Annotated in this window: 18 protein-coding genes; 1 reads left to right on the top strand and 17 read right to left on the bottom strand. The window is 53.0% G+C overall.

The features are described 5' to 3' along the window. The first annotated feature begins 9 nt into the window (after positions 1-9). On the top strand, positions 10-567 hold the full coding sequence (locus KP22_RS18460; protein ID WP_039307727.1) for a helix-turn-helix domain-containing protein: 558 nt from the start codon (positions 10-12) through the stop codon (positions 565-567). 67 nt (positions 568-634) lie between these two features. Here the strand turns inward: KP22_RS18460 and phoU are convergent, their stop codons facing one another. The 17 genes from phoU to KP22_RS18375 all read right to left on the bottom strand — a co-directional run bounded on the left by phoU (position 635) and on the right by KP22_RS18375 (position 17,127). Next, entirely contained in the window at positions 635-1,369 is a 735-nt protein-coding gene (gene phoU, locus KP22_RS18455; protein WP_039307614.1) for a phosphate signaling complex protein PhoU, read from the bottom strand. A 13-nt stretch (positions 1,370-1,382) separates the two neighbouring features. Continuing rightward, positions 1,383-2,156: a phosphate ABC transporter ATP-binding protein PstB gene (gene pstB, locus KP22_RS18450; RefSeq protein WP_005976611.1), complete on the bottom strand. Its 774-nt coding sequence runs from the start codon at positions 2,154-2,156 to the stop codon at positions 1,383-1,385. A gap of 103 nt (positions 2,157-2,259) precedes the next feature. Beyond that, on the bottom strand, positions 2,260-3,147 hold the full coding sequence (pstA, locus tag KP22_RS18445; protein ID WP_039307618.1) for a phosphate ABC transporter permease PstA: 888 nt from the start codon (positions 3,145-3,147) through the stop codon (positions 2,260-2,262). After that, the gene (pstC, locus tag KP22_RS18440; protein WP_039307622.1) at positions 3,147-4,106 is read right to left on the bottom strand and encodes a phosphate ABC transporter permease PstC; all 960 of its coding nucleotides are present in this window, start codon (positions 4,104-4,106) and stop codon (positions 3,147-3,149) included. Before pstC ends, pstA begins: the two co-directional genes overlap by 1 nt. A 164-nt stretch (positions 4,107-4,270) precedes the next feature. Continuing rightward, on the bottom strand, positions 4,271-5,311 hold the full coding sequence (gene pstS / locus KP22_RS18435) for a phosphate ABC transporter substrate-binding protein PstS (protein ID WP_039307624.1): 1,041 nt from the start codon (positions 5,309-5,311) through the stop codon (positions 4,271-4,273). A gap of 287 nt (positions 5,312-5,598) precedes the next feature. After that, a complete protein-coding gene (locus tag KP22_RS18430; RefSeq protein WP_039325713.1) occupies positions 5,599-6,825 on the bottom strand; it encodes a beta-ketoacyl-ACP synthase in 1,227 nt (408 codons plus the stop codon). Further along, positions 6,825-7,556 carry a 3-ketoacyl-ACP reductase FabG2 gene (locus tag KP22_RS18425; protein ID WP_039325726.1) on the bottom strand — a complete coding sequence of 244 codons (732 nt, stop codon included), beginning with the start codon at positions 7,554-7,556 and terminating at the stop codon, positions 6,825-6,827. The genes KP22_RS18430 and KP22_RS18425 overlap by 1 nt, the downstream gene beginning before the upstream one ends. A 41-nt stretch (positions 7,557-7,597) precedes the next feature. Beyond that, the gene (locus KP22_RS18420; RefSeq protein WP_039325711.1) at positions 7,598-8,077 is read right to left on the bottom strand and encodes a hotdog family protein; all 480 of its coding nucleotides are present in this window, start codon (positions 8,075-8,077) and stop codon (positions 7,598-7,600) included. Continuing rightward, positions 8,070-9,227: a beta-ketoacyl-[acyl-carrier-protein] synthase family protein gene (locus tag KP22_RS18415; RefSeq protein WP_039325706.1), complete on the bottom strand. Its 1,158-nt coding sequence runs from the start codon at positions 9,225-9,227 to the stop codon at positions 8,070-8,072. The genes KP22_RS18420 and KP22_RS18415 overlap by 8 nt, the downstream gene beginning before the upstream one ends. A 1-nt stretch (position 9,228) precedes the next feature. After that, the gene (locus tag KP22_RS18410) at positions 9,229-9,804 is read right to left on the bottom strand and encodes a DUF3261 domain-containing protein (RefSeq protein ID WP_039325704.1); all 576 of its coding nucleotides are present in this window, start codon (positions 9,802-9,804) and stop codon (positions 9,229-9,231) included. After that, positions 9,801-12,122, bottom strand: coding sequence for an MMPL family transporter (locus tag KP22_RS18405; RefSeq protein WP_039325702.1), 2,322 nt, complete (start codon positions 12,120-12,122; stop codon positions 9,801-9,803). Before KP22_RS18405 ends, KP22_RS18410 begins: the two co-directional genes overlap by 4 nt. Beyond that, positions 12,094-12,699, bottom strand: a complete 606-nt coding sequence (locus KP22_RS18400) for a LolA family protein (RefSeq protein WP_039325700.1) — start codon at positions 12,697-12,699, stop codon at positions 12,094-12,096. The genes KP22_RS18405 and KP22_RS18400 overlap by 29 nt, the downstream gene beginning before the upstream one ends. Next, complete coding sequence (locus KP22_RS18395; RefSeq protein WP_039307644.1) at positions 12,696-13,118, bottom strand: acyl-CoA thioesterase; 423 nt, start codon at positions 13,116-13,118, stop codon at positions 12,696-12,698. Before KP22_RS18395 ends, KP22_RS18400 begins: the two co-directional genes overlap by 4 nt. Then, positions 13,118-14,833 carry a glycosyltransferase family 2 protein gene (locus KP22_RS18390; protein WP_039325698.1) on the bottom strand — a complete coding sequence of 572 codons (1,716 nt, stop codon included), beginning with the start codon at positions 14,831-14,833 and terminating at the stop codon, positions 13,118-13,120. The genes KP22_RS18395 and KP22_RS18390 overlap by 1 nt, the downstream gene beginning before the upstream one ends. Continuing rightward, positions 14,824-15,213: an ApeI family dehydratase gene (locus KP22_RS18385; RefSeq protein ID WP_039325697.1), complete on the bottom strand. Its 390-nt coding sequence runs from the start codon at positions 15,211-15,213 to the stop codon at positions 14,824-14,826. Before KP22_RS18385 ends, KP22_RS18390 begins: the two co-directional genes overlap by 10 nt. Next, a complete protein-coding gene (locus KP22_RS18380; protein ID WP_039325694.1) occupies positions 15,200-16,555 on the bottom strand; it encodes an AMP-binding protein in 1,356 nt (451 codons plus the stop codon). The genes KP22_RS18385 and KP22_RS18380 overlap by 14 nt, the downstream gene beginning before the upstream one ends. Beyond that, positions 16,552-17,127, bottom strand: coding sequence for a COG4648 family protein (locus tag KP22_RS18375; protein ID WP_209428715.1), 576 nt, complete (start codon positions 17,125-17,127; stop codon positions 16,552-16,554). The genes KP22_RS18380 and KP22_RS18375 overlap by 4 nt, the downstream gene beginning before the upstream one ends. Positions 17,128-17,138: the final 11 nt, after the last annotated feature.

Genomic DNA, 17,138 nt, shown 5'->3' with positions numbered 1-17,138 from the left:
CCAGCATTGATATCTGATGAACTAACCAGCCGCATTGGCGATACATTGAAAACGTTAAGGCAAGAAAAAGGCTGGAGCCTCACGCGAGCAGCAGAAGAAACAGGGGTGAGCAAAGCGATGCTGGGCCAGATCGAGCGTGGAGAATCCAGCCCGACGATTGCTACTCTGTGGAAAATTGCGACTGGTATGAATGTCGCGTTCTCTACCTTTATTGAACCGACGCTCGCGGATGAAGACGTGACATATCGCTCAGTGACGGGTTCAGCATTCAGGGAAAACGAGGCGGGAATGCACGTTGTGCCACTCTTCCCTTTCGATAAAAAGCTGCGTTTCGAGATGTTAGTTATTGAACTGGCTCCCGGTGCCAACAGCACCTCATCACCTCATGAAACAGGGGTGATCGAGCATATTATTGTGCTGGAAGGCCAGTTGGAGATAACCGTTGATGGGCAGACGCATTTATTGTCCGCTGGTGACGCCCTGCGCTTTGCCGCCGACAGAGAACATCGCTATCACAACCCTACCGATACCACTGTGCGCTTCCACGATCTAATTCACTATCCTTAAAAACTAAATCGCTATAAAAATTAACGCCCTGCAAGCAGGGCGTTGTTATGGTAAGCCGTGGCAGAGCTTACTCTTCTTCTTCTTTCTTCTCTTTCTGCGCCAACAGTTTCTCCAGCGCATCGCCACCAAGGTGACGGAAATCCTGACCTTTGACGAAGTAGAAGATAAATTCGCAGATATTCTGACAACGATCGCCGATACGCTCGATAGAACGGGCGCAGAACAACGCAGTCAGTACACTCGGGATAGTACGAGGATCTTCCATCATGTGAGTCATCAACTGACGCACAATCCCTTCGTACTCTTTATCCACTTTCTTATCTTCACGATAAATACGGATCGCTTCGTCCAGATCCATTCGGGCAAACGCATCCAGCACGTCATGCAGCATCTGCACGGTGTGGCGGCCCAATGATTCCAGGCTGACCAACAGCGGCTGATGCTGATGGGAGAATTTCTCCAGCGCGGTACGGCAGATTTTATCCGCCACGTCACCAATACGTTCCAGTTCGGAGATGGTTTTGATGATCGCCATCACCAAACGCAGATCGCTGGCAGTGGGCTGACGTTTCGCAATAATGCGCACGCAGGCTTCATCGATCGCCACTTCCATCATGTTAACTTTGGCGTCGCCTTCAATCACCTGCTGAGCCAGCTCCGCATCCTGATTGTGCATTGCGGTAATCGCGTCACTCAGTTGCTGCTCCACCAGCCCGCCCATAGTCAGGACCTGAGTGCGGATATGTTCCAGTTCGGCGTTAAACTGACCGGAAATGTGTTTGTTCAGATTCAGATTATCCATGATGCTTTCCTAATCAACCGTAACGACCGGTGATGTAATCTTCAGTCTGTTTCTGCCGTGGAGCAGTAAACAGGGTATCAGTATCGCTGAACTCAATCAGCTCACCCAAATACATGAACGCCGTATGATCTGAACATCGCGCCGCCTGCTGCATGTTGTGAGTCACAATGACCACGGTGTAATCTTTTTTCAGCTCGGAGATCAGCTCTTCAATGCGGCCGGTAGAAATAGGGTCGAGTGCAGAACAAGGTTCATCCAGCAGCAGCACATCTGGGCGAATCGCAATACCGCGTGCAATACATAAACGCTGCTGTTGCCCACCGGACAGGCTATAGCCGCTCTGGTGCAGCTTATCTTTCGTTTCTTGCCACAGCGCCGCTTTGGTCAATGCCCACTGGACACGCTCATCCATATCAGCGCGGGACAGCTTCTCAAACAGGCGAACCCCAAACGCGATGTTATCGTAAATGGACATCGGGAACGGCGTCGGCTTCTGGAAAACCATACCCACCTTGGCACGCAGCAGCGCGATGTCTTGCTTATCCGTCAAGATGTTATTGCCATCCAGCAGGATATCGCCTTCGGCGCGCTGCTCAGGATAGAGCTGATACATTTTGTTCAACGTACGCAACAGCGTGGATTTACCACAACCAGACGGGCCGATAAACGCAGTAACCTGATTCGCGGCAATATCCAGCGTAATGTTTTTCAGCGCGTGGAATTTTCCGTAATAGAAATTCAGATCGCGCACCTGGATTTTGTTGGATGTCTCAGTAGTCATACTCATCAAGACTTCTCTCTTTTTCCTGGCGCCGAATTTCAACGCCTTGAATTTATTTAATGTTTCTCAGAAAGCTAATGTTTTTAGCGAACTGATTTTTCTTAGCAAACTAATATTTCTTAGCGGAGAAAATAACACGCGCCAGAATATTCAGCAGCAGAACGCACAGCGTAATCAGCAGTACACCCGCCCAGGCCAATTGTTGCCATTCTACAAATGGGCTCATAGCAAACTTGAAGATGGTGACTGGCAGGTTAGCAATCGGATGCATCATATCCGTGCTCCAGAACTGATTAGACAGCGACGTAAACAGCAGTGGCGCCGTTTCTCCGGCAATACGTGCGATAGCCAGTAACACCCCGGTGATGATGCCTGATACCGATGCCTTCAGGGTAATCGCAGAAATCATTTTCCATTTCGGCGTACCCAGCGCATAAGCCGCTTCACGCAGGCTATCCGGCACAAGCTTGAGCATATTCTCAGTGGTACGAATCACAATCGGCACCTGCAACAGCGCCAGCGCAATCACGCCCGCCCAACCGGAGAAGTGCTGCATCTTTGCCACCACCAACGTGTAGACAAACAGACCCACCACAATCGACGGTGCTGACAGCAGAATGTCGTTGATGAAACGAATCACTTCGGCAATCCAGGATTTACGACCGTATTCCGCCAGATAGATGCCTGCCATAATGCCCAGCGGCGTACCCAGCAGCGTTGCCCATAGGATCAGCAATCCGCTACCGACGATGGCGTTCGCCAAACCACCACCCGCGGTATTGGGCGGCGGTGTCATTTCGGTAAATAACGCCAGAGACATGCCATCCACGCCTCGGGTAACGGTCGAAAACAGGATCCATACCAACCAGAAGAGACCGAAAGCCATCGTAGACATGGATAAAAACAGTGCAATACGGTTTTTCTGGCGGCGCCAGGCCTGCATTTTACGCCGTGAGCGTTCCAGTGCGGCTTCTTGTTCTATGCCTAATGTCGCCATTAGCGCGCCCCCTCATTTTTTGCCAGACGCATAACCATCAGCTTCGAACACGCCAAAACAATAAAGGTAATCACAAACAGGATTAGCCCCAACTCCATCAGCGCCGCGGTATGCACACCGGATTCGGCTTCGGCGAATTCATTTGCCAGCGCAGAGGTAATACTGTTCCCCGGCATATACAGTGAAGCGCTGTCGAGCTGGTAGGTGTTACCGATGATAAAGGTGACCGCCATGGTTTCCCCCAAGGCACGCCCCAATCCCAACATCACCCCGCCAATCACGCCGTTCTTGGTGTAAGGCAGCACAATGCGCCAGATCACTTCCCACGTCGTACAGCCGATGCCGTAGGCAGACTCTTTCATCATCACAGGCGTTTGCTCAAACACATCACGCATGACCGCCGCAATGTAGGGGATAATCATGATGGCCAGAATCACGCCAGCCGCCAGAATACCAATCCCAAACGCCGGGCCAGAGAACAGCGCACCAACAATAGGAATACCAGACAGGACGTTGCCTATCGGCTGCTGGAAGTATTTGGCAAACAGCGGGGCGAAAATAAACAGGCCCCACATGCCGTAAACAATACTCGGAATGGCCGCCAGCAACTCAATCGCCACGCCAAGCGGACGTTTCAGCCATGCTGGTGCCAGTTCTGTCAGAAATAGCGCAATCCCGAAGCTAATCGGGATCGCAATAATCAGTGCAATCAGTGAAGTAACGACGGTACCGTAAATCGGAACCAGTGCACCAAACTGCTCTGCGGGCGCATCCCACTCTTTCGTCCACAAGAAGGAAAAACCGAATTTCTCGATGCTGGGCCAGGACGCCACAATCAGGGAAACAATAATGCCACCCAATAGCAGTAGCGTGACCAGCGCCGCCAGTTTTACCAGCGTGCTGAAGAGGATATCGCCATACTTTCCCGGGGCTTTGATAGTTGGCTTGTACTCCGCCATACGTCTCTCTTCTCGTTTTAACTACATTTGATAAGCTATTGAAGGCAGAGAGGTTGCTATCACCTCTCCGCCCCGATACGACGTGTTATTCCACTACCGTATTCCCAGAACCTGACAATCTCATCACGCTCTGGTTATCAACACGACGGTTGTCGATACAATCATTAGTACAGTGCTTTACCGCTACTGTCTTTTACCTGAGTTTTCCAGGCTGCACGGATTTGCTCAACCACTTCATTCGGGAGGGTAGCGTAATCCAGCGCAGTAGCCTGCTCGCCGCCTTTCTTGAACGCCCAGTCGAAGAATTTCAACACTTCAGCGCCCTGCTCAGGTTTATCTTGCTTAGTGTGAACCAGAATGAAGGTGGTTGACGTGATTGGCCACGCGTCCGCGCCTTTCTGGTTGGTCAGATCCTGAGCGAAAGATTTACTCCAGTCGATCTCTTTAGCCGCGTTGCTGAAGCTCTGCTCAGTCGGGCTAACTGGCTTACCATCAGCAGAAATCAGTTTGGTGTAAGCCAGGTTGTTCTGCTTGGCATAGGCATATTCTACGTAACCGATAGAACCAGGCAGACGCTGTACAAACGCTGCTATACCATCGTTACCCTTACCGCCCAGACCGGTCGGCCAGTTCACAGTAGAACCTGCACCGATCTTCTCTTTCCACTCAGGGTTCACTTTCGCCAGATAGCTGGTAAACACGAAAGACGTACCAGAACCGTCTGCACGACGAACCACTGCGATATCCTGATCCGGCAGCTTGGCATTCGGGTTCAGCTTGGTAATCGCCGGGTCGTTCCATTTTTTGATTTTGCCCAGGTAGATATCACCCAGTGTTTTACCATCCAGCGTCAATTCGCCAGATTTGATACCGGGAACGTTCACTGCCAGTACCACGCCACCGATAACGGTTGGGAACTGGAATAAACCATCCTGTGCTAATTTGTCGTCAGCCAGCGGCGCATCAGAAGCCCCGAAGTCTACCGTTTTCGCGATAATCTGTTTTACACCGCCAGAAGAACCGATCCCTTGATAGTTAACTTTATTGCCGGTTTCTTTTTGATAGGAGTCAGCCCATTTAGCATACACAGGGGCTGGGAATGTCGCACCGGCACCGGTGAGGTTAGCAGCAGCAAAAGCAGAAAATGCCGTTAGAGAAAAGGTTGCCGCAACAACACTGGCAAGAGTGGTACGCATCAGTTTCATAATCCCTCCTGTGGGATACTCGACGTGTCGACGTAGAGTCGTTATCAATCAGAGTTATCAAATCAGAGTGTAGTTCGCAGGAGGAAAAATAGGACAATTTGGTGACAGTAAAATGTACGTAATATGACAGTTTTATGACAACAGAGCAGCAAGAAGGAAAGTTCAGCCACACTCAGCCAGAACATGCGTTCTGACTGGAGGGTAAAGTGGGCTAGTGGATCTGGCTGTGGGTTATTTATACCCTAAATAATTCGAGTTACAGGACTAAACGCTAACGTCTCAATCCATTATTTCCAACGACGGAAGATCAGCGACGTATTAATGCCGCCAAAAGCGAAGTTATTCGACTGAATGTAATCCGTCTCAATATGGCGTGGCTCACCCATGATGTAATCCAATTCGCCACAGTCTTGCGCAGGTTGTCGTAGATTAAGCGTCGGCACAAACCAACCTTCACGCATCATCTCAATACTCATCCATGCCTCAAGCGCACCACAGGCACCCAGCGTATGACCGAAATAGCTTTTCAGCGACGAAATCGGTGTGGATTTACCGAACACGGCGGCAGTAGCCTGACTTTCCGCGACATCCCCCCGATCGGTTGCTGTTCCGTGGGCGCTGATATAGCCCACATCGCGAGGTTGCAAACCGGCGCAGCGCAGCGATCCTTCAATACAAATCTGCATAGTTTCACGCTGGGGCTGCGTGATATGTGCCGCATCACAGTTGGTGTAAAACCCAACCAGTTCAGCATAAATCGTCGCCCCACGCGCCAATGCATGCTCAAGCTCTTCCAGCACTAACGTACCCGCTCCTTCTCCGATAACCAAACCGTCGCGGCTGGCGTCAAAAGGAGACGGCGTGGTTTCCGGCGCATCATTGCGTTGGCTGGTGGCAAACAGCGTATCAAATACGGCAGCTTCCGATGGGCACAGCTCTTCCGCACCGCCAGCAACCATTACCGTCTGATAGCCATGGCGTATTGCTTCCCAAGCATAGCCAATCGCCTGACTCCCCGATGTACAGGCACTGGACGTCGGAATCACACGGCCGCGCAGCCCAAAAAACAGACAGGCATTCACCGCCGTAGTATGCGGCATCATCTGCACATAGGTCGTACCGGTAATATTATTGGTGTGCTTCTCTGTCAGCATGGTGGCGAATTCGCTCACCGGCCCCGTGCTCCCCGTTGAAGAACCGTAAGCAATGCCGGTTTCTCCATTCGTTAGCACCGGATGGCCAATCAACCCCGCCTGTTCCAGCGCCAATTCGGTGGCTCGAGTTGCCATCAGGGACACGCGCCCCATCGAGCGGATGCGTTTACGCGTGTAGTGTTCTGGCAGACTGAAGTTATCAATCGGCGCCCCTAACTGCGTATTCAGGCCGTCATACACCTGCCATTCTGGCATCTTACGTATGGCATTATGCCCTGATCGCAAACCATCAGAAACGCTTTCCCAGGATTCACCGAATGCGCTAACCCCACCCATTCCCGTTACCACGACACGACGCATCACAGCATCCCTCCATTAATAGAAATGACCTGACGCGTCACATAACTCGCGATATCGGACATAAGATAACTCGCCAGCCCTGCGACTTCCTCCGCCTGCCCCATGCGTTTCATCGGGATCATCTTCATGGCTTCTTCAACAGCAACCGGCTCCATTTGAATCATGCCAGTATCAATCAAGCCGGGTGCGATGCAGTTTACGGTGATTTTTCGCTTTGCCAATTCAATAGCCAGCGCTTTCGTTGCACCGATAATGCCTGCTTTTGCTGCACTGTAGTTGACCTGCCCCCGATTCCCCATAATCCCAGAAACAGAAGACAACGTGATAATTCGCCCGCCTTTACGCAGGCCGATCATCGGCATCACGCAGGGATGGATCACGTTATAAAAGCTATCGAGATTGGTGTGAATCACGCTATCCCAAGCCTGCTCGTCGAGGGCGGGAAAGGCGCCGTCACAGGTGATACCGGCATTGCTGACCACGCCATAGTAAGCACCGTGTACCTCAATATCCTGTTCAATCACGGTGCGACACGTTTCCCGATCGGCAATATCGAAGCTGACAATACGACCAGCACCGTTTTGCTCCGTAATCTGGCTTAAGGTTTCCTTTGCCCCGTTCTCATCACGGTGATAATGCACGACTACGGTAAAACCATCCGCCGCCAGACGCCGTGCAATGGCTCGACCGATCCCTTTGCTGGCTCCGGTCACTAACACAGAACGCGTCATACTTGTTTTTCCGGTTTTAATAATAGTTTTTCCGGTTGTCATCATCGCTTTCCCTGTTCTAAAAGTGTTTTTAACTCACTGTCATCGGGTTGATAGGTATTCAACCGACCAGAGGCATACTTCTCCCTATCAATCGTTATCTCACCCTCAAAGCTACCAATTTTATCGTCACGCATCAGCAGCGTAACGGTCACATCAAGCAGGGATCCGGCAGGAAAAATAGCCTGTTTACAGTGATAACCCCGTCCCCCGAGCAGCATACCGGGGCGTGGCTTCTCGTGCCGTTCGCTGCTCTGACGTCGATGCCAGCCAGACCAGACCCCGATCGTTTGAGCAATAATCTCGATACCGAACCAGGCTGGCAGATGCCCCTGAGCATTCAGAAACGGTGCCAAAACCCCATCGCGGCTGACCGCCACACGACAGTGCGCGTGTTCATCATCAACATGGATCACCTCGCCCACCAGCACCATCGGGGCTGAATGGGGCAGATAGTCTGCCGCAGCCAGATACTCACTCATGATTCTTTCCCAAAATCAGACACGTATTATTACCGCCAAACGCAAAGGAATTAGACAGAACGACCGAACGAGCAAGCGGCGCAGGCTCATGGAGCAAGCCGCATGATGGCAGTGACGCATCGGGGCGACAGTGTGAGAAATCCTGCGCTGGCAAGGGCAGATCCCGCGTCAGAAGTAGCCAGCATAGCGCGGCCTCACAAATCCCCGCCGCCCCCAGCGTATGGCCGGTGAGGTGTTTGGTTGAGCTACAAGGCACGCGCTCGCCAAAAGCGGTGTGAACCACATTAGCCTCAATCTGATCATTCAGGCGCGTGGCCGTTCCGTGTAAATTGATATAACCCACATCTTCAGGCTGCAACTCAGCCTGCGCCAACGCCATATTTATCGCGCGAATCGCCCCTTCACCTTCCGGGTGCGGTGCCGACATATGATAAGCATCAGATGACTCCCCGAAGCCCAATATCGCCACACGATCGGGCTGCGGCCCAATCAGCATCAGCGTAACGCCTTCACCGATAGTGATCCCATTGCGTTCTTCGCTAAACGGCTGGCAACGCGTTGAAGAGAGCGATTCAAGGCTATCGAAGCCATTTAGCGGCATACGACTCAGCGTATCCGCGCCGCCAACGATAGCCACATCCACCAGGCCGGCATCGATCAATCGTTTACCGCTGATCAGCGCTCTGGCGCTGGAAGAACAGGCAGTTGAAATGGTGTAAGCAGGCCCATTTAACGCCAGATAGGCCGACAGAAACCGAGAGGGATCGCCAAGTTCCTGCTGCGGATAGTGATAAGTGGAAATGTTTTCGCTGACATACCGATCGGCTTCATCCAACCCTGAAGTACTGGTTCCCAGAACCACAGCCACGCGGTCAGAACCAAATTGCGCGATAGCCGCGTCCACCTGAGGCCGGATTTGTTCCAGTGCGGCCAACAATAGCTGATTATTACGGCTGTTATGCGCCGCTAACTCCACCGGAATAGCGGGTAAATCCGCATCTACATTCCCTGTCCAACAAGGCTTATCATGCAGCAGCCACCCGGTATCAGGACGCATGCCCGGCGCATGGCCGCTGGCAAGGTTGTCAGCAATCTCATCCAGATTATTGCCCAGCGCATTCAGTGCCCCAACAGCGTTAATGTAAATCATGCTAGCTATCCAGATGTTGAATCACGATGTGATAACCAAAAACAAATTGCTGAACGCTGATCGGCACACGCTGGTTATTCCGCGTCATATAGCGAATTTCTGTAATCAGCGTGCCACGATTGTCGCGCAGCTGTCTTTTATCATCGCTATCTTTCAGCGTCCAGCCAACTGGCAGCTGCGTCTGCCACACCGCGATCGGCCAGTGACTTAACATGATATCCGCCAGTACCTGACTGGCTGGCGGCAACTGTGGCAGGACGATGGACTGTTCAGTATGAACACCCTGTGCATCATAGGTGACCTTAAACAAGCGAATCCCGATAGAGGAAAGCCCGACGAGCGACAGTTGCTTATCATCGGCATTCAGCATCACCAGCAGCGATTGCTGCTTACCGTCAAAGGTTCCCGTCAACAGCTGCTGTTCATTGACCGGCGGGGTAATCGCGGGTGCGGGTAGCGTCACTTTCACACCTGGCTTGAGCCACGCCTGCGGACGGTTGTCATCATGCTGCTTACTGGCACAACTGCTCAATACCAGCACGCCGATGAGCAGAAGCCCGCGTCGCAATAATGTCATTTTCGTTTCCCTTTTGAATCAGGCAACGCCAGAGGCGCCAGCAAAAAGGCGGTAAAAATACCGCTACAAAGCACAATTCCGAAGCTGCTGATGGCCTGGGTACTGCTGAAAACCAACATACCCAGCGTCAACAACGCGACACACATCGCCAGCGTCACCGCCAGCAGCGAGGTCATCGGCGTACCGCGCGGATTGCTGAAAAATAGCGTGTAATTGATGCCAATCCCCAGAACCAGAACCAACGCGAGTAATGAAAATAGGTTCAGCGAATGACCACTCAGCGCCAGAACCGCCAAACCGCTGCCTAGCGACAGCACCGACGGCACCACATTGACGACTCCACGACGTAGCCCAAGACGAATAACGTAGCTCAGCGCAATCACCGCCAGTGCTGCGGTCAGCAGCCATCCCAGCATGGCGCGATAGAAACCGAACAGCGCGTCGAAGGTTGCTTTTCTGTCGATCCACTCCACACCCGGCAGTGCTTTGGCCATCTGTCCCAGCGCAGCGCTATTGCTCACGCCGCTTACAGGAACCAGAACACCGCTTTTCCCATTAGGTAACGTCAGCCACAGCAACCGCCATCCTTCACTTATCGGACTACCAAGCCAGCGCTCTGGCGTAACCAGCATGGGCTGTATATCCGGCATGGCAACATCAACGCCCGTGTCATTAAGACGCCCGATCACCGTTGCTGCTGCCGAAGCAATAAGCTGACTATCTCGCTGTTGCTGAGCCAGAGAGGAAAGCGGCAGTAACCGATACTGCTTTAACCACGTCTGTTGCTGCGCGTCACGCAGTTTCGGGGCGAGCCGTTCCAGACGCAGCAATGTCTCCTCCTCGCTGTCACCGTAGACGACGAACCAGGTTTGATCGGCGCTCTGACCTGTTAGTGCCGTCAGTTGCCGCTCTTGTTGCATTAAATCCTGCGGCAGCGCCTGTAACTGGGAAATATCATCATTAACCTCCAGCCGCAGCAGCCCCACGACAGAAAGCACCAGTAGCGCCAGCGGGATCCCCAAACGCACGGCGTGCTGACGCCGCCATGCAGCCAGCCAGCGCCCCATCAATACCATCGCGGGAACGGGTCTAACGGGTAGCCCTTTAACCAGAAAAGGATACCAGCACACCACGGTCAAACAGGAAGCAGTCAGCCCTGTTGCAGCGAACACCGCCAGTTGCTGTAAACCGGGGAACGGTGCCAGCGCCATGATCAGATAGGCCACTACGGCAGTGCCCAACGCAAGCAAAAGAGCTGGCAGCACCTTTTTCAGGCTTTCCATTGCAGAAACATGACCGCCGTGAACCATCCTTTCGGTCAAATAATAGAGCGTATAATCCGCTGAAATACCGACGATGCTGAGGCTCATCACCAGCGTCATCAAATGCAGCTCACCGAATAGCAGCAGGGTAAAGACGGTACCGGCTAGCGCACCGATACCCACCGATAATCCACATAACAGCAGCGGCCGCGGTGAACGAAACACAAAGAAGATCAGCAGCAGCACGCCAGCCACGGTGGCGACACCAAGGGTAGAGACATCCTTTTTAGCCTGTTGGCTGGCATAGTTACTGAACAATACCGTCCCGCGTGTTAATACCTCGGCGTCGGGGTATGCGGCCTTGAGATCGTGCTCAAGGATACCCAGCTTATCAACCAGTTGTTGGTTACGCGCCATGTCGAAAGAACCACCGCTAAGCTCACCGTGCAGAAAATACCAGGTACGGCCTTGCGCATCTTTTGCCGTTAACCAGCCTTGTGACAGCCCCAGTTGGCTGGCATTTTGCTGCAACGCCAGTTGTGATCCACGCACCAGCATTAAGGGATCGTGATTCAACTCCTTGCCGCTCACGCCCGCAAACGCGGAATAAAGCTGTGCCAGTACCCAATCAGCCTGCGCCGATCCGCCATTCTCCAGCCGCGCCCGCGTGGCGGAATCGACCAAACCGTTGCGATGTTCAAAAACGAATTTTCCCCACCGCTGCTGCTGCTCAGCATCAATTGGGCCGTTGATCTGTTGTAGATCGGGAAGCGCACGCAGGTGTTTTAGCCACCAGTCCGCCACGGCGGGCTCTGCCTGTTTGCCCGGCGTCACCAGCCACACCATCTGTCGATCTAAGCGCTGCATAAAGCCTTGCTGTAGCTCAGGAGGAAGTGCGCCCATCGATTGCTTGGGTAACAGTGCTAATACGCTACTGTTGATCTGAGACTTCGGCAGCAGCAGTGCCAGAGCCGCGATCAGCACGATACAGCAGCCAACCCAAAACAGCGCCGCGCGACGGATACCGTCAGAAAACGAAACGCTGTAGCTCATCATCGCTTAGCATCCGGGGTTCGATCCGCTGATTGCTCAGCGTAATTCTGGTCATGTCGCCCTGGCGGTCATCCAGCGCAATGCCGTCAAGAAACGCACCGCCGTTCAGCGTAATCGTGTTGAACAGTTTATCTAACGGCGACGTTTTTGGCGTCAGCACCAGCCGCCACTGCTGCTTACCGAGATCGGTAAAATTGATAGAAAAATTCTGCTCTAATACGAGGCGATCGGCCTGAAACAAGGCACGTAACAGGTGGTTAAACTGAAACATCTGCGGATTGCTTTCCGCCGTAACGATCTGCGGCGCTTGCCCGTTCATTACCTGAACCATACGCGTTTCATCTAATACCATCGTCAACGGAAACGGCGTGGCCTGATGCCACCACAACCCTTTATCCTGCGCGATCAGCAGTTGTCCGCCGGATTTCAGCGGCTTTGCCATGCCTTTTATTTCACGCAGTTGGGTGAAATCAGCCCGCACAACAGGCTGGCTACTGAACCGCTGTTGTAAATCATCCAGCGTAACGGCCTGCGCCACACCGCTCAACAGCACAAGAACCGCGACAATCAGTCGTATCATGGTGTCACTCCAAGGCGCTCAAATAAAATAGAGGGAGAAACAAAACTCAGTTCACGACACCCTTCCTGTACCGCGACCTGAATCGTATAGCCGGTCGTCGCGCGCTGGCCGCTTTCGGCATCGAAAATCAGGTAAGCGATGCGCAAACGATTCTCGACTTCTTCGATAGTGGCACGAATGCGTATACGCTGTTCGTAAGTCAGCGCCGTCCGGTATTTCACCCGCGTATCAACCACAGGCCACACATAGCCAGATGCCTGCATTTCGCGATAGCCATAGTTAAATTTGCTGAGCAGCGCCTCGCGCGCCACTTCAAAAAAACGGAAATAGTTACCGTGCCACACTACGCCCATCGGATCGCAGTCATGGAAAGACACGGTTAGTTCAACCTCATGGCTTAAGCGGGGATCGTTTAGCACTATGACTCCTTTTTCCCAACAGTTCGGCCGTCATCATCAGGCAGACTCCAGAAATCAAAAAAATTAAACCAGTCGAGTGGGGATTTCAGCGCATAGTGCGCCAGCCGTTCGGCATAGCGATCGACAACCTGCTGTAAAGCCTGCTGTCGGGTTGGACGCGGCAACGCAATGCTATCGGCAAAGGGTTCGCAGTAGACACGCAGCTTTTTCTGCTCGCGGATAACAAACATCAGTAATACGGGGCAACGTAGCGCCGCGGCCAAAATAAAAGGCCCCTGAGGGAAAGGCGCTTCTTTTCCCAAAAACCGGCTCCACACCACGCGTCGCACTCCGCCGCGCTGACGATTGACCGCCGTGCGATCGCCGACAATCGCAACCCATTCACCGGCATCCAGCTTTTGTTGCAGCATAATCGCGGTATCCGGTCCAATGTTGCTAACAGGGATAAGATTCACACCGGCCTGCGGAGCGATCTCTTCCAGTACCTGCTTAAAACGCTGGGAGTTTTCAGTAAACACCAGTGCGTTAATCACCAGCCCACTCACCTGCGGTGCCAGTGCACGGCATACCTCGATATCGCCAAGGTGCGAGGCCAGAATCAACTGCCCTTTTTGCCTGCCGTGCTCAATGGCTTCTTGTGCACCGGGAGCAAAATCAATATCGCGCCCCCAGAGTAGATCGCCACGCCAACTGGCAATTTTATCCAGCATCGCCTGACCAAAACGGAGAAAATGGTGATAGCTGTTGAGCGGTTTGGGCAGCAGGATATCGTGCTGGCGCGCATACTCCCCAATTTGCCGCAGCCATGACTGAGACGCCTGACGCGCAGTGCGGCCGGTCAGCCAGTAAAACGCGATAACAGGCCAGAGAAACAGTGTAAATACTCCACGCCCTAACCGCTGATAGACCGCCAGCATGAACCGCATACCGAGTAAGCCCTTACGCTCCGATGTACCCGCCCAGTGCTGCTGATGCTGCCGTCTTAGTAACACGGGAATACGCGGAAGCATGCCGAAAAACAGGCGGGTATGCATCCAGGAAATCCGCAGGTTGTCGTGCAACGCATCGAAATGAGATAGACCGTTTTCTGGATACGTGACTGCCGTTTCAATAAAGCGACTGGGCGTTCCCGCCCAGTACAGTCGCACCATAATTTCCGTATCGAAATCCATACGACGACCAAGAGACTTTCGGGAGAGAAGAGATACCGTGGCCGCAACCGGATAGATACGGAAACCACACATGCTGTCCTTGATGGAGAGAGATAGCGTTTCAATCCAGACCCAAACGTGGGTGACATAGCGCCCGTAAAGGCGTGATTTAGGTACCGAGGCATCGTAACGAGGTCGACCGGAAATCAGGCAATCTGGGTGCGTTTTTGCCTCATCCAACAAAAGCGGCGCATCTTCAATCTGATGCTGCCCGTCGGCATCAACCTGTAAGGCATGGCTAAACCCAGCCTGCGCAGCGGCTTCAATACCACGCATCACCGCTGCACCTTTCCCACTGTTGTGCGCCAAGCGAATCAACGTCACATCGTCAATTTCCGCTGCCAGCAGATTGAGGACGTGCTGTGTAGCCGCATCGCTGCCATCATCAACAATAAAAATAGGTAACGCTAGCGGTTCCAGGCGTGCAAGCACCGACGCCATCATGACACCGTGGTTATAACAGGGGATCACCACGCAGGGCGAGAATGCGCCATTTACTGACATGGTCTGTCTTCCATAATCGGCGTGAGCTTTATTTTTCCGCTGCTGGCTGTGCGCTCAGTATCACCATCGAGAATGGTGTAGCTAAAGGTTAACCATTGCTTTCCCGCGTGCCATGTCAGCACCAGACGCAGCGTTTTTCCGGGCAAAATCGGCTGCTGGAATTTAATGTTTTCAATAGATAAAAACGTCCACCCTTGCGCCAGCATCGTCGTCGCGTAATGCATGACCCAATCCAACTGTGCCACACCGGGCAGCAGCGGCTGTCCGGTAAAGTGACCATTGAACCAGAAAAGATCAGGCTCAACCTGTAGCATCAATTCAACCTGAGACGTTTCATCCGTCTTTTTTACATCGTGCCGGGCAAGCTCAACGGGCAACATGAAACAATTCCTGTATCTGCGGCCAGGCACGTTTACTCTGGCTGTTGTGGGGAATAACGTCGACGATGCGCCAGAAACGCGGCATCGCTAACGGCTCCAGCCATTTTTGCAATTCATGCCGCCATTGGCGTTTCAAATTCGGTAAGTCAGCGAGCTTGTCGGGAGTATTCAACACTAACACTACACCAATCCCGCTACGCTCCGGGCGCGTGACCTGGAGCGCAACCGCATCAGCAATGTCGGGTAGATCGAGTAAACGCCGTTCTATCTCGCTTAGCGAGATGCGTTTGTCTTCGATCTTCACTACTCGATCGTGTCTGCCGCACAGTTGAAAATGACCGTCGCCATCAAACACCAGCCGGTCATCCAGCTTGTGTCCCTGAGCATTGGGAATCAGCGCCGACTGCGCCCACCAGCTATCATGTTCATCATGCCGTAGTGACACGCCGGGAAACAACTGCCACGGCACGGCATCCGTCGCGCGCGTGCGCCAGGCCAAAACCCCCGTTTCTGTACTGCCGTATATCTCATTGATGGGGCGCATAAACCACTCCGCTGCCGCTTCGGCATGCAGCCAGGGTAATGTTCCTCCCGCGGAGACAATCAACGAACATAAAGGAGCAGGAAGCGCACGATCGATGCGGCGTAAGAATGCCGGGCTACTGATAAACACATGACGCTGGTGGCGGTTTTGTGAAGTAAGCTGTTCGGTATAAAGCAGTTGGCGGCTATCAAAGCGCAACCCCAGCGCCATCGGTAACCAGATGCGAAACGTCAGACCATATAAATGCTGGTGGGTGACGGAAGCGATCACATCACAGCCTTGTAAATACGCGCCCCAGCGATCCGCCAGCCAACGCGACTCTTCATCAAGACAGCGAACAGGTTTAACAATCTGACGTGGCTTCCCGGTAGATCCTGACGTGAATAAGACAACACAGGCATCATCGGGTATGGAGGGCAACACAGCATCAGTGACGCTCACCGTCTCAGCCGTCAGGGTAAATATCGGGCAGTTCAAATGCAGCGATACATCGGTCAATAACCCATCAAATTCATCCGCCTGTTCTTCTAATACTGATTGGCGGCAGTGACCCGGGATGACAGGGATTTTTCCTGCATGCAGAGCCGCAAGAAGCCCGATCGTGAAGCGGTAGCTGTCTTCAAAACACAGCGCCCAGCGCGTTTCATTCCGCAGGCTTAGCTGCTGACAAAGCGCAATCACCTGCGCTTTCAGCATACTCAGCGTGAACGTACTGGCACCATTACTGGCAACAATGCGCTGAGGAGCATCATTCCCCGACAGCCAGTCATTAACGGCGCGGACAGTGAACCCGTTCATACGCGCTTCCTCAGACGCTGGCGTATCAACCACTCTCCCCCCATCAACAATCCCATAAGCACATAGCTGATCGCGCCGTTCCATAACGTCCACCAATGAAGATTGCCGACAAGACAGGTCAGCACAGCGATACTGCCGTTAAAAATAAAAAACCAACACCAGACTTTCGTCACACGACGCGTATAGGAAATCGCCTGCTCGGGGAGTTCAGGTTCCCGAAGTCGGGCAAGACGCTCTACAAGCGGCATGCCGCTATAAAGCGAGCCACCAAAAAGCATCAACATGACGCCATTTACCGCAACGGGATACCACAGCAGCCAGCCACCATCGCGCAGTAATAAACTGGCAACGGAAAGTGCACCCCCCATCGCAGCCAGCCACAGAGCAGTCCCTTTAAACACGTTGTTTGCAAATAAAGTGCTCTCATCACGCAACGTAGCGAAACGCAGAACAAACATCAGCGCCAATACCGCAAGTAGCCAGCGATGTTCAGGGTGCGTGATGCTAAACCAGGCCAGAAAAGGCCAGGCGAGCGTCACTAAGATGTTCAGACTACTGATAAGAACACGCATCACCTGGCGAA

The sequence above is a fragment of the Pectobacterium betavasculorum genome (assembly GCF_000749845.1).
Classification (GTDB): Bacteria; Pseudomonadota; Gammaproteobacteria; order Enterobacterales; family Enterobacteriaceae; genus Pectobacterium; species Pectobacterium betavasculorum.
Note: the sequence above shows the minus strand (reverse complement) of the source record. Positions and strands in the feature narration are given on the sequence as shown.

Excerpts from the sequence above, each read along its gene's own strand:
- KP22_RS18405 (WP_039325702.1), bottom strand. The coding sequence starts at position 12,122 with ATGATGAGCTACAGCGTTTCGTTTTCTGACGGTATCCGTCGCGCGGCG.
- KP22_RS18390 (WP_039325698.1), bottom strand. The coding sequence starts at position 14,833 with ATGTCAGTAAATGGCGCATTCTCGCCCTGCGTGGTGATCCCCTGTTAT.
- pstB (WP_005976611.1), bottom strand. The coding sequence starts at position 2,156 with ATGAGTATGACTACTGAGACATCCAACAAAATCCAGGTGCGCGATCTG.
- KP22_RS18380 (WP_039325694.1), bottom strand. The coding sequence starts at position 16,555 with ATGAACGGGTTCACTGTCCGCGCCGTTAATGACTGGCTGTCGGGGAAT.
- KP22_RS18430 (WP_039325713.1), bottom strand. The coding sequence starts at position 6,825 with ATGCGTCGTGTCGTGGTAACGGGAATGGGTGGGGTTAGCGCATTCGGT.
- pstA (WP_039307618.1), bottom strand. The coding sequence starts at position 3,147 with ATGGCGACATTAGGCATAGAACAAGAAGCCGCACTGGAACGCTCACGG.
- KP22_RS18415 (WP_039325706.1), bottom strand. The coding sequence starts at position 9,227 with ATGATTTACATTAACGCTGTTGGGGCACTGAATGCGCTGGGCAATAAT.
- pstC (WP_039307622.1), bottom strand. The coding sequence starts at position 4,106 with ATGGCGGAGTACAAGCCAACTATCAAAGCCCCGGGAAAGTATGGCGAT.
- KP22_RS18410 (WP_039325704.1), bottom strand. The coding sequence starts at position 9,804 with ATGACATTATTGCGACGCGGGCTTCTGCTCATCGGCGTGCTGGTATTG.
- KP22_RS18400 (WP_039325700.1), bottom strand. The coding sequence starts at position 12,699 with ATGATACGACTGATTGTCGCGGTTCTTGTGCTGTTGAGCGGTGTGGCG.
- KP22_RS18420 (WP_039325711.1), bottom strand. The coding sequence starts at position 8,077 with ATGAGTGAGTATCTGGCTGCGGCAGACTATCTGCCCCATTCAGCCCCG.
- KP22_RS18425 (WP_039325726.1), bottom strand. The coding sequence starts at position 7,556 with ATGACGCGTTCTGTGTTAGTGACCGGAGCCAGCAAAGGGATCGGTCGA.
- pstS (WP_039307624.1), bottom strand. The coding sequence starts at position 5,311 with ATGAAACTGATGCGTACCACTCTTGCCAGTGTTGTTGCGGCAACCTTT.
- phoU (WP_039307614.1), bottom strand. The coding sequence starts at position 1,369 with ATGGATAATCTGAATCTGAACAAACACATTTCCGGTCAGTTTAACGCC.
- KP22_RS18385 (WP_039325697.1), bottom strand. The coding sequence starts at position 15,213 with ATGTTGCCCGTTGAGCTTGCCCGGCACGATGTAAAAAAGACGGATGAA.
- KP22_RS18375 (WP_209428715.1), bottom strand. The coding sequence starts at position 17,127 with ATGCGTGTTCTTATCAGTAGTCTGAACATCTTAGTGACGCTCGCCTGG.